This is a genomic window from Dyadobacter jejuensis (genome assembly GCF_003149085.1).
GTDB classification, from domain to species: Bacteria; Bacteroidota; Bacteroidia; order Cytophagales; family Spirosomataceae; genus Dyadobacter; species Dyadobacter jejuensis.
In genome coordinates this window covers 227,660-240,207 of sequence record NZ_QGDT01000008.1, presented here as the reverse complement: position 1 = coordinate 240,207, position 12,548 = coordinate 227,660, and the positions used below count along the sequence as shown (strand labels likewise).

Annotated in this window: 9 protein-coding genes and 1 CRISPR repeat array; all 9 genes read right to left on the bottom strand. The window is 38.1% G+C overall.

What is annotated here, in order from left to right; genetic code table 11:
* Positions 1-106: 106 nt before the first annotated feature.
* Positions 107-3,450: a CRISPR direct-repeat array (repeat unit 37 nt; unit sequence GTTTCAATCCATCTAATCTGGAAATTGGTATTCGAAG).
* Positions 3,451-3,645: 195 nt separating this feature from the next.
* Positions 3,646-4,221 (bottom strand): CRISPR-associated protein Cas4, encoded by a 576-nt coding sequence (gene cas4 / locus CLV98_RS15850; RefSeq protein WP_025764116.1) that lies wholly within the window; start codon positions 4,219-4,221, stop codon positions 3,646-3,648.
* A gap of 2 nt (positions 4,222-4,223) precedes the next feature.
* A complete protein-coding gene (cas2, locus tag CLV98_RS15845; RefSeq protein ID WP_109675641.1) occupies positions 4,224-4,514 on the bottom strand; it encodes a CRISPR-associated endonuclease Cas2 in 291 nt (96 codons plus the stop codon).
* Between the two features lie 35 nt (positions 4,515-4,549).
* The gene (gene cas1, locus CLV98_RS15840; RefSeq protein ID WP_109675639.1) at positions 4,550-5,545 is read right to left on the bottom strand and encodes a CRISPR-associated endonuclease Cas1; all 996 of its coding nucleotides are present in this window, start codon (positions 5,543-5,545) and stop codon (positions 4,550-4,552) included.
* A gap of 11 nt (positions 5,546-5,556) precedes the next feature.
* Positions 5,557-6,258 carry a CRISPR-associated endonuclease Cas6 gene (locus CLV98_RS15835; protein ID WP_109675638.1) on the bottom strand — a complete coding sequence of 234 codons (702 nt, stop codon included), beginning with the start codon at positions 6,256-6,258 and terminating at the stop codon, positions 5,557-5,559.
* Entirely contained in the window at positions 6,255-8,711 is a 2,457-nt protein-coding gene (gene cas3, locus CLV98_RS15830) for a CRISPR-associated helicase Cas3' (RefSeq protein ID WP_109675636.1), read from the bottom strand. Before cas3 ends, CLV98_RS15835 begins: the two co-directional genes overlap by 4 nt.
* Positions 8,686-9,399, bottom strand: a complete 714-nt coding sequence (cas5b, locus tag CLV98_RS15825; protein WP_025764121.1) for a type I-B CRISPR-associated protein Cas5b — start codon at positions 9,397-9,399, stop codon at positions 8,686-8,688. The genes cas3 and cas5b overlap by 26 nt, the downstream gene beginning before the upstream one ends.
* Positions 9,400-9,410: 11 nt before the next feature.
* The gene (gene cas7b, locus CLV98_RS15820; RefSeq protein WP_109675633.1) at positions 9,411-10,274 is read right to left on the bottom strand and encodes a type I-B CRISPR-associated protein Cas7/Csh2; all 864 of its coding nucleotides are present in this window, start codon (positions 10,272-10,274) and stop codon (positions 9,411-9,413) included.
* 31 nt (positions 10,275-10,305) lie between these two features.
* On the bottom strand, positions 10,306-12,168 hold the full coding sequence (locus CLV98_RS15815; protein ID WP_158281277.1) for a TM1802 family CRISPR-associated protein: 1,863 nt from the start codon (positions 12,166-12,168) through the stop codon (positions 10,306-10,308).
* Positions 12,169-12,263: 95 nt separating this feature from the next.
* Positions 12,264-12,419 carry a hypothetical protein gene (locus CLV98_RS23465; protein WP_158281276.1) on the bottom strand — a complete coding sequence of 52 codons (156 nt, stop codon included), beginning with the start codon at positions 12,417-12,419 and terminating at the stop codon, positions 12,264-12,266.
* Between the last annotated feature and the right edge of the window lie 129 nt (positions 12,420-12,548).

Here is a 12,548-nt window from a genome sequence, read left to right as displayed (position 1 = left end):
CGCTCAGGGATCGCTTTGACTTTTGATAGAGGTAGGGATTAATTGCATTTTAAGAATATGTTAGTATTGAATTAGAGCAACGACCGCGCTAAAAAAGCGGGGGAACGTTTCAATCCATCTAATCTGGAAATTGGTATTCGAAGCCTTGTCACCTTCTACGGTCGTCTGTCGCTCTTTCTGTTTCAATCCATCTAATCTGGAAATTGGTATTCGAAGAATTCTGTTCGCTTTTCCCTCGAATTTGTTTATAAGTTTCAATCCATCTAATCTGGAAATTGGTATTCGAAGGCCGGGCGGGCTTCTTTTATCAATTTTCTAGATGTCGTTTCAATCCATCTAATCTGGAAATTGGTATTCGAAGCTATCAATTCTATAGCGTCGTCGAAGTCTCCGGCCGTTTCAATCCATCTAATCTGGAAATTGGTATTCGAAGTTGTTCTAGTGTTATTTGTTTCATGGTTTTGTTTTCGTGTTTCAATCCATCTAATCTGGAAATTGGTATTCGAAGGCATCAATTTCAATTATTACATAGACAATGAGTTAGGTTTCAATCCATCTAATCTGGAAATTGGTATTCGAAGGCAGCGATTGTAATAGTTTTCTTAGTAATCAAAAAAGTTTCAATCCATCTAATCTGGAAATTGGTATTCGAAGTCAGGATGGACAGTGCCCTTACATAGAGCCAAAGAGTGTTTCAATCCATCTAATCTGGAAATTGGTATTCGAAGTTTCGTCTTTCATGGCCCTGTAAAATAACTAACCAAGTTTCAATCCATCTAATCTGGAAATTGGTATTCGAAGACACACTATGACCGAAGATCAAAAAACCATGCTAAAGGTTTCAATCCATCTAATCTGGAAATTGGTATTCGAAGTCGTTCTACAAAGAAGATGGTAGCCTTTACCAACAGGTTTCAATCCATCTAATCTGGAAATTGGTATTCGAAGCTTGATTACTGAAAATATTCGGTTAGGGCTGGATTACGTTTCAATCCATCTAATCTGGAAATTGGTATTCGAAGAGGGATGGTATAGAAGATAGTAACACTGGGAAGATGTTTCAATCCATCTAATCTGGAAATTGGTATTCGAAGTGCATTACAGACCCGGTCCCATATATGAATGACGGGAGGTTTCAATCCATCTAATCTGGAAATTGGTATTCGAAGTGCGGATTTTGGATGTCGATGGCTGGCATGAGGTTACTTGTTTCAATCCATCTAATCTGGAAATTGGTATTCGAAGTGTCACTCCAATGAATTCACCTGTCATTGAGTACCCGTTTCAATCCATCTAATCTGGAAATTGGTATTCGAAGAATATACTCCGCCTCCTTGATTTCGGAATAGCCCGAGTTTCAATCCATCTAATCTGGAAATTGGTATTCGAAGAGGGAAAATTGAAGGTAATTCCTCGCTCCATAACGCCGTTTCAATCCATCTAATCTGGAAATTGGTATTCGAAGAGAAGACCCATTTGAAAAAATGATGCGATTGAGTGAAGTTTCAATCCATCTAATCTGGAAATTGGTATTCGAAGTCTTATACATATCGATAATGCTATCTTGGATTTTGTCGTGTTTCAATCCATCTAATCTGGAAATTGGTATTCGAAGAGGCGAAGCCTGGGGACGTTTGGCGCTGGCTGGCCCCGTTTCAATCCATCTAATCTGGAAATTGGTATTCGAAGTTTCTCCCATAGTTTAGCAACTCCGAAAGTTGCTTTGTTTCAATCCATCTAATCTGGAAATTGGTATTCGAAGGTATTTGATCGTATTGCCAATTCTGAATTTAAGCCCGTTTCAATCCATCTAATCTGGAAATTGGTATTCGAAGATAGTTTTGTAACTTCCATAGTGTGTAATATACTTAGTTTCAATCCATCTAATCTGGAAATTGGTATTCGAAGGATAATCTCCGTTAATTGCTTTTTTCACTGATGTCGGTTTCAATCCATCTAATCTGGAAATTGGTATTCGAAGTGCAGTCTTACACGAAGATAGGAACGCAACGAAATTGGTTTCAATCCATCTAATCTGGAAATTGGTATTCGAAGATTAATTAGGTCTTTGGTCTGCTCAATAAAATCGATGTTTCAATCCATCTAATCTGGAAATTGGTATTCGAAGGATAATCTCCGTTAATTGCTTTTTTCACTGACGTCGGTTTCAATCCATCTAATCTGGAAATTGGTATTCGAAGAACCAACACGGGGCCAACCAACTCATGGGTGCTAATGTTTCAATCCATCTAATCTGGAAATTGGTATTCGAAGTGAACCGGAAGTGTCCAGTACCTTTCCAAAAAAGCTGTTTCAATCCATCTAATCTGGAAATTGGTATTCGAAGAACTCCCCGCCGGTGTAAAAGCCCGTTGAGTCCATATGTTTCAATCCATCTAATCTGGAAATTGGTATTCGAAGCGGGATGCGCTATTTATTGCCGCCACGATCCGGGACGTTTCAATCCATCTAATCTGGAAATTGGTATTCGAAGATGGTATGAGCCAGAAAATCACGATCAGTACTTATTTAGTTTCAATCCATCTAATCTGGAAATTGGTATTCGAAGTTTCTAGTTTCCCTTGGCATCACATCCATATCGGACGGTTTCAATCCATCTAATCTGGAAATTGGTATTCGAAGAGAAGGGTATGAGGTTAGTTTAGTCCGGCCACTGAGGTTTCAATCCATCTAATCTGGAAATTGGTATTCGAAGGTTCTATCATGGACCGACTCATCACTCAATGAGCCTCGTTTCAATCCATCTAATCTGGAAATTGGTATTCGAAGAGAAGAATCTTTTGGTAACGACCTGAAAGAGGATATGTTTCAATCCATCTAATCTGGAAATTGGTATTCGAAGAGATACTTGAGTCTATCCTGTTTAGTTTTCATTGTTGTTTCAATCCATCTAATCTGGAAATTGGTATTCGAAGCAGCTGGGTGGTTACTCATTGTCGGAGCACCTTCTAGTTTCAATCCATCTAATCTGGAAATTGGTATTCGAAGAGAATCAAAACGACTATAATAGCGGAAAAGCAAACCGTTTCAATCCATCTAATCTGGAAATTGGTATTCGAAGTATATGTTCATAGAAAACCCAAAGAGTTCCTATTGAGTTTCAATCCATCTAATCTGGAAATTGGTATTCGAAGAAAATGATCATTCAAGGAGACTACCTAACCAGTTGCGGTTTCAATCCATCTAATCTGGAAATTGGTATTCGAAGATTACGACTACAACCGTGTTTATGACGATATGTACGTTTCAATCCATCTAATCTGGAAATTGGTATTCGAAGAAAACACATAATTATACAAGTGTATACGAGTCTTACGTTTCAATCCATCTAATCTGGAAATTGGTATTCGAAGATGTGAAAAACAGGAGTTTGTACAGCATAGAGGTAATGGGTTTCAATCCATCTAATCTGGAAATTGGTATTCGAAGTCGTATTTTTATGTATCTTTCTGAATACCAATAGGTAAGGGTAGTTTTTCTGTTCCGCTTTTTTAAATTTACAATAGGTCAATGAACGGTTTTTTGTATCTAAAATGCTCGTATTCCGTAAGCTTAAAGCTTTGTTAGTCAGGTTTTTATGTTCCTTTTTTGCCTGTTCTAAAATAAATTGGTGGCCGGAAAACGTCATTTGATGCATATATTTTTGTAGGTGCAAGATAAACATCTCGCCTTATATTTGGTAGCACGTGGATAATGATTTTGTTCTATAATGGCAAAAATGTCCGCTGCCGCCTTTTTTACCCCATCCTTATCCGCTTCAGTGATGGGTACCTCTATTACTTTATGCCTACTCCTAGTATATACCAAAAATCCTTTGTGCACCGGTTTTCCAAAATTTTGCTCAATTAACCAAGCATAACAGTATAGCTGAGTCTTATAGGTGTCGTAGACCTTATTTTTGTATTCAGCGAATTTGTAATCCAGTGGGGCCATATTTCCATCTTTCAGAACCAATACCTCATCTACACGACCTCGGATAAGATCGTTTGTCAGATACTGATCCAGTTTCTTGTCTACTACCCCCAATCGCTTACGCAAATAATCTTTGTTTTTCTCTAGCTTTTCGTCATGTATATTCCGGCCACGCTGTACCATATAGTTTGCCTCTTCGTGTTGGGGGATGTTTAATACATACTCGAAATAGGTAAACCGTGGACAATAGAGGAATTCAATAATATGAGAAGGAGTAAGACTGGGCATATTTATAGAAATAAGGCGGTGACTTCATCTTTGACGAGTTTCCTATCGAAAGCTTGGCCCAAAAGTACCGTGTTGCGTAGTTCATCTTGGCTCATCGGAAATATATACACCTTATCTTTGTCCGCATCGATGAGCTCCTCAATCTGTATGGACAAGGATGCTTTACTGGCAGGGGTTAGTGTGCCTAGGAAGCAGGAATACTGTACTCTGTACAATCCCGCTTGCAGGCACGCTTTGGCCGTCTTGGTTCTGCTTTTGTCATTTTCTATATCGTAGAGGACCCAAACTAACATACTGAAATAATTATAAGATGGAACAAATGGTTTTCTTATTTTTTGCCAATTAGCCTATTGCCGAAATTGTGGGCATCGTATTGAATGATGGTACTTCTGGACATATTCTTTCCCCCATGGCGAATGGGCTGGTTGTCTAGAAATTCATTAAGTGCCATGATAAGCAATGCCTTCCCTTCCTTATTCAGGCTCACCCCGGCGGCGAGCTCGTCAATATGCGACTTATTGACTTTTTTGCCGGAAAATAGTCGAAATACCACCTCGTCGGCATAGATGCGATAGGGTTCAATAAAATCGAATACCATGCTCAGTTGGTTGTAATCGTCACGATGCATAAATCCCACATATGGATCGATCCCAGCGATGATCAATGCCTTCTCTATTTTGCTATACAATACGCCATAGGCATAATTGAGGAAGGCATTGAAAGGATCTTGGGCGGGCCGGGCACTGCGTCCCGAAAATTTGTAGCCCTCGGGTAATACATAGTTGATGGTTTCAAAATATAGCCTCCCTGCGGTTCCTTCCAAGCCTCGGAGGGTATCGGCAACAAGACTTACCGTTGCTGCTTCCTGAGAGAGAATCGAGATGTTCAATGCTTCTAAACGTGCAGTTTTATCGGTTAGGTATTCTCCATGCTGGGGCCGGTGTTTTTTGAGGTCTTTTACAAAGTTGATCTGGTTGTCTACCTTATGACTGAGCCAGTTTTTTATCCACTGCAAGCCAGTGGCATTAAGGCTCGCCTCCAACTGTGCTTTACGTATTTTGGTGGTGCTACCCAGTTTGCTATGCCATACCCGGCCAAATGGATCCCCATTTTGTTCGAGGAATACGATGTCGACGTTATGGGTCATGGCAAGCTTAATGGCATCGGTACTGAGCGCTGTGCCGGTACATAGCCAAAGGGCAGTAACTTTTTGAGCCGAAAAATGTTTCTTTTGAACCTCTTTGTTTTTGTCCCTATTGCGTATTTCAAACATATCGTCTTTAACATGCACGTAGGTACCATAGGTGTTGATGTGTAGTTGCATAAATAAGGGGCTTAATCCATAAGACTAATCGTGCCAAATCCTCGTGCCGCTTGTTTGCCGAGTCCTATGTCATTAGGCAAGCGTACATTGGTCGTAAATTGACCACCAAAACCCATGAATTCAACGTTTTTGAATTTGGTAATAGCCGGATCTGTAGTTCGTAGCTTAAGCATAATCCTGTGTTCAGGAATCTCTTTGTCAAGTTTCAGGCCGAAAGCCTCCACAAAAGTAAGAATATTGGCCACAGCCGTGTTTTTAAGAATGGTAGCCTGTTCAGCCTCCGTGGCCTGCTGATAGGCGCGGTGGTTTTTTTGGTTTAGCCCTAGCCATAGCGTGTCATATCGATAGGTGTGCAGGTCGTCGGATAGGCCTATCGATACTTGTTCATGTCTGATATGTTTGCTCTGTACTGGGTATAAGATACCATCCAGCTTTATTTCTTTGATTTGCAAAAACAACTGAACCAATAGTTCGGCGCCTTCTCCCAAACCCACTAATGTAGGAGTCTTTTTTAATACCTTGTACTGTACCAGGGGATAAGCGTATCGATACCGCTGACCGTCGGTGGCAGTATCGTCGAAATGATTGTGCAATAATGGCGAGTGCTCCTGGAACAAACGTCCAAAATACCCCCGCAACTTATGGGCATCTCGCACCCGTAAGGCGATCTCCGGAAAGGTGATGGTCGTAATTGGGATTTTGGTGGTGGTCATAGTATGATGGTTTGGTCTTCTATTATTTTGAAACCAGTTTCTAAACTGTAGTATTCCTCCCAGTTTTCAATTATCATTATGGATTTATCCTTTTGGTTAGTAGGAGGGACAAATTTATCCTTAGGGAATCGTGTAACATATTGTAAAAGTACAGGCTTGATCTTTTTTATTTTACGTTTAAGCTCAAACGACTCATCTGCTGTTCTTATAATTTCCTGATATTGAGCCCAAATATGCCGGGCAGTATCATCAATTGGAATAAATACATTGTAATTCCTGTAATCTTGTTCAATTAGTTTAAATTTGGCTGAAATATCTTCAGTTCTTAACTCTTGCAAGGCTTTTTTTAAATAATCCGAGTGATCATTGGCAGTGGCTTTTACCCTTCTTATGGATTGGGCATATTCCATATTCAAATTAAACAATTCGGATTCTTTAATTAAGTTTGGATATGGCTTTAAAGTATCAAATGTTGTGGAAAGCAGAATTTGGTCATAGATGTACTTTCCTTTATTCAAATTAAATAATTTTACCAATCCATTGCCTTTCAAACCATTTCGGTTACATCTCCCCGCAGATTGATTAATACTGTCCAAGGGAGCAAAATCTCGATAAACGATATCCAAATCTATGTCTACGCCGGCTTCAACAACCTGTGTTGAAATGACAATTTGTCTTGCCAGAGCTTGCTTTATCTTATTAATAACTTCTAATCTTTTAGAGGGCAGTATGGAACTCGATAGATATAACACATTGTCGAATGAACGAGCTAGTACTTCATGGATTTCTTGAGAGGATTTGATTGTGTTGCAGATAATTAGGAAAGATTTGTCTGGATGTTCAGTTATATCTTCTAATAAAATTTGGATAAATTCAGTCACTTCCAATTTATCATGACTTCTAAGTAGGGAAAGGTCTAGGGTGATTCGATTTAGACTCTGAAAAAATTGATGGGGATTACCCAGTTCTTGGATACTGGTTTTATTTTCAAAAAGATATGGTTGAGTTGCAGTGACAAAAACAAATTTGGTGCCAAAATATTCATTCATTTTCGTGAATACCAGTTCTATGATTTCAAAGTATTCAGGAGGAATGCTTTGAACCTCGTCTAGGACGAAAATGGCATTCGTCATATTATGGAATTTTCTCAGCAGTCTGTTTTTATCCGTAAAAATACTTTCTAAGAATTGTACAAATGTAGTGACGATAAAATCATGCTCCCAGCCATCTGTTAAGTATTCTGGCTCATCTTTATTAAGTTCTTGGCTATCAAACCGGTCGTTAGCATTAGATAAATAATGGTTTTTGGAGAGTCGAGTAGCTAGATTAGGGATTTGACTGTTCTTAAGAACTTCCTTAAATATACTCTCATTCTGATCGATAATAGAGGTGAATGGGAGTACATAGATGATGCGAGGTTTTACAGCAAATTGATCGTAATACCTGTTTTGTAATATTACAGCAGTATTGAAGGCCGCATAGGTTTTACCCAAACCAGTGGGTAATGTTATGGAAAAGAAACCTTGGTCTGAAAAGGAAATCGCGTTTGCTTCAACAGTACGATAAGCTTCTTCTCGAATATGATCTATATCCTTAGGTGTGTCTCCCTTATGTCGCCATGTTTTGTAGTTGTTAATTAAATCAATTGGCAATAAGGTGTTCTCTAAAATGATTTTAGATTGGTGACCATCTGCTATCATCATATCGCCTTTATCTGCTGCAAGCAATAGTGAAAACAAAAAGTGTTGCAAGAAGAAATATTTAACGTCTTCTTGGTTTTCAAACGTGGCCTGAAGTCGACTGAGCTTTCTACTATTCGATAGTTTTTCTCGAATGATCGGCCAGGCTTGTTTTTCTATAGAAAGTCCTTGGGGTATTATTATTTTTTGATACAACTCCAAATCATGATATTCTAACTGCTTTTCAAGGAAAGTAATATCCGATTCTTGGAGTAGAATTTGTGGATTATTATTTACGTCTTTGAAAAAATTTGTAAGATTTCCGTGATGCCTCCGTATTATTTTCAATAAAATAAGTTCCAGAATCGGGTCCTGATATTCGAAATTTGACAATACTAAATACGCACCTAATTTGGCATGGTTTCCTAGTCGATCGTTTTCATCCAATAGCTTTTCATAAGTGGCACTTTTATTTGCATTGAAATGCTGAATGTAGGACTGAATATGTGGTAGAGATTTAAAATCAGTGTTGTTCTTGGCAGACAGTGTCGCTTGAATTATTTTATATTGAAAAAAGCTAGCTTTACCGAAGTCATGGTAATAGACTAGTAAGTGTCTCATACGCTCAATGAGATCCCGAGGGAAGAATGCATTGGCATTAATGTACTTTAATGCCAATGCATTCTTCGATAGATTATTACAGCTATCTAGGTGCGTTTTAAGAGTTCGGTCTGGATGTGAAATTAATTCAAAAGAGGCAGATATTTCGTCCATCGATGGTGTAAAATTTGTTGACTTTTGCTGAAATGGGGCTTCCTTTTCGTTCTAAAATAATATCATCCCGATCCGTAACATTACGTGCCAGATCCATTTCTAATGAATACAAGCTTTGCTCCATTATAAAACAACCCTCATGTTTAAAGGAATTCGTGTCAAGTGCTATTAAGTCCCTTCGTGGAATTACTGATTCAATAGGCACAAAATCAGATATTTGTCTTATGTCAGTTTCATACTCACCAATAAAAGCAAAATTGGATATTAAGCTTGCCAATCCAAGAGTCGGTGTGTACACTGTTTTGTGTTGTTGAAGTGAGTTCTTGAGTCTCGAGTATAATTCTAGATCCGTATGACTGACATATATCCGATAATGTGGCTGATGAATAAACTCTGTTAACGTTGGTTTGGGAGGGGACCCCTCTTTTTTACGGCCCAACTCTGCTTTCAAATTGATTCCCAATCGTTGAAAGATTAATGGTCTATTCAAACTGATTCCCACCAAACAAGATTTATTTGCAAACGCCTCTAGATATTTGTTATCTTGTTTTTCTAAACCCAAAATAGCTCCAAGAAATCCATAGAGACTGGTTTTAGGAGGAATTGCATAAGTTAAAGCCGAGGTAGTGGCATAAATCTTCTTGAAATGAGCATATTCTCCCCAAATGTCGAAAGCTAAAATTTTCATAACTTTAGTTTTTATTTTGAGCGAATTGGGCTACTTAAAATGATACGATCGTCGATTATGGTCGTGATTTTGATGATTTTGTCGTCATATTTTTCTAGGGCTGCATTAAGATCTGAAGTGTCAAGAATATAATCGGCCACATCTTCGAGGCCTTCCATTGTCTTATCCTCATTGAGAATAATATGCAGTCGTTGACAAAGATCCCCAATGAAAAAGCCATCCCGGTAATCCACTTTAACTAGTAATCTAGGCATATGCCCTTTCTTCGAACGTGTTAGTAGATTCTTCGTGCCGTTCCACATTGCCTCAGTTAACTCCTCAATATCTTCATCAGAAGTGCCTAATCGTTTGGCTGCATTTTCATTTATTACGCCATGAAAGGCAACAAGTCCGTAAGTGATGTTATATTCTTCTCTGAATGTCTTTTGCTCGGCTCCTTCTTTTGTAGCGAATGCTCCAGTCCCTTTGATGAAATTATCTTTAGTTATATGATTAATGGTATATCCCATAGAGAATTGCACTGGGCCAGTAAATTGGTAATTTTTGCCCTTTACAGCTGAAACACCACCAAACAAACGAACATCAATGAATTTTTTCTTGAATTCCTCTTCGTTGGCATATGCCCCAGATCGTTGCTCGCCAGTGACTGCTTCGGTCCGAATAAAAATATCACCTCTTCCTGCATCTTGTCCATCAAACCCCTTGTCGAATAAATAGTCCCTTATAGTTCGTTTTAGTCGCACATCGGTTACCAAGCAACGATTGGTTTCTTCATCTAACCGAGGTCGATTAGAGTCTAGCGGATCACCGTTTGGGTTACAGCGTTTTACGTCATATAAAAAGAGAAGTTCGCTACGATTTTGAATAGTACTCATGTCTTTTGTGTTTTATTATTTGAAATTGGATTTATTGATTGGATTCTCTTAGTTTTTTTAGTGCGCTGCGCTCCTTTTTTCTCTCTAAAAAAAACTCTCGTTGGATGATAAGTCCTAAGGAGAAAGCATAAGAGGTTTCTACCTTATTACAGGACTTTTCTGATCCTTTTGCAAAAGCCTTGTCAAATTTCGCTGCTAGCTGGATGAAACGTTCATATTCGCCGTAGAGTTTATCAGCCTTATGATACTCATCTGTCTTGGCCAATAGTTTTGGCATAATTTCCATCATTTCTCGATACCCTATACTCAAGTTGTTCAGCTTATGTGTGAACGGTCTACTTTTTAAATGTCCCTCTTGGGCATTTAAAAGGATTTCAGTTGCACTGCCTAAAAAGAAAGCTGCTTCACTTAAAGGTTTGTTTTGAAAGAAATTTGAGTGTTGCTCCACAAAGTCCTCAGCAACGAGATTTAAAGGTTTTTTTTCTGTTTCATCCATTTTTCCGAATAGTTCAAGAGATTGAAAATATTGATAGATAGCAAATGTCCTTTTAACAGTTTGGGGGAATTTATAAGCTTCTTCTTGCTGATTTTTAAAAGCGCTAACTATTATCTGCATAAACGCAGATAAAACTTGGTTTGATTTTATAGGGTTTTTGTAAAAAATGGCCTCCATTATTTGGAAGAAGAATGGCTCTGCTAGAAACTTTTTTATTTCAAATAGGGTAAGGCTAAATTGATAAACTTCCCCTTTTTTAGTTGTTACCTTAGTGATGGGCTCATAATAGGTTTCGATGATTTCTTTCTGTTTGAGGATTAGATTAAACCTAGAAGGCAAAACATCAGATAAATGAATTTTTATAGAAAACTGTGCTTGCTTTTGCTCATAGAAAAATATGTCGTAATAAATACTATTTTGACTTAATTTTTCTTCCTCAATTATTCTGTTAAAAATATCTTCCGAGTTAAATATTGAATTAATTTGTCCTGTAGTCCCAGTTTGGTTATTCTTCTTATTTTGCACAAATGCTTCAACTATCTCTTCTCTTAAGTGTAGATCATCAACCGCAATAAACCTTGGTAATACGAAAAACTTTAGGTTTTGAAATCCAAATGAGAGACTATCTTCCAGTGCTCTTTGTGTACCTTCCAGAATCTTTACAGCATCTGGTGAAACGGGGAACATTTTATAGGAATTTTTAGGCTCAAATCCATTTCGAGAAAAAGGAAGATCGTTTACAGTGAAGCCAAGGGTATCGACACGCCCCCATACCTCAGCCACAGGCTTATAGGTAACAGCACATATCTTATTAGCTGCTTTATAATCTTGGCCTTTGCTCCTGAAGTATTTGTCGTAGGCCGCAACATCAAGAATCCTTCTCATCTCCTCTATCTCGCCAAGCCAACAGTCGTCAATTTTTAGGGTGAATAGGTAATTCTTTTTTTCACTACATTTTTCAATTACAAAATCTTCAAATATTGGACGTAGTTGTTCAACAAGTAGTGAAGTGTTGAAGAATGTATTGTAGACTTTTGGTTCTGATTGTAGGCATCTATTTAATTTGTCAAGAAATTTATCAATACTGTTGTCTAAATCCTTTCTATTCTTGGCAGATGTTTTAGGATTATTGCCGATGGGTAGGTTGTAGAAATGAAGGGTGGGTAATATACTCGTGGAACGGGCTGAAGCTAGTTCTCTAAAAAGATATTTATCATTCCATGTTTTACGATATGTTTGCAGGGAAATGTTTTCTAACTCCCCTTTTTTGATATCCACTACAATTACCTGTTCATTTTCAGACCGATCTGAATATGCAGAACCATAAGCTTGGAAGTATCGCTTCATGGGTCCTATCTTTTGAAGTTGTTCTCCGAATTGATAAATTGTTTTGATCATAGCATATCTCTTTTTAAACATCGGCAATCTCGCCATCCTTTTTGACAGGGGCTGTCAATGACCGAATTTTTTTAATGTTTTATAGGGTTTTTTAATTAGGGAAGGTAATCGGTAGCATAGGAGTTGCCATTGCAGATTTCACATTCATGATCTTTTTCGTAGCCACAATTATGGCAGATTGAGACAGCCCGGTTGAGAAGTCTATCGAAGGTGGCTTGGTTTTGTCGCGTTTGAAGTTTAAATTTGAGCATAATTAGGCTATGGTAAGTTGAAAAACTGACTTGCGTTTATTATTATTTATTTAAAGAAGAGCAATTGCTGGGGGTTCAATTCCGTATTTGCTCTTCTTTTTTTTTTCTACCCTTCTAATTAATGGATGA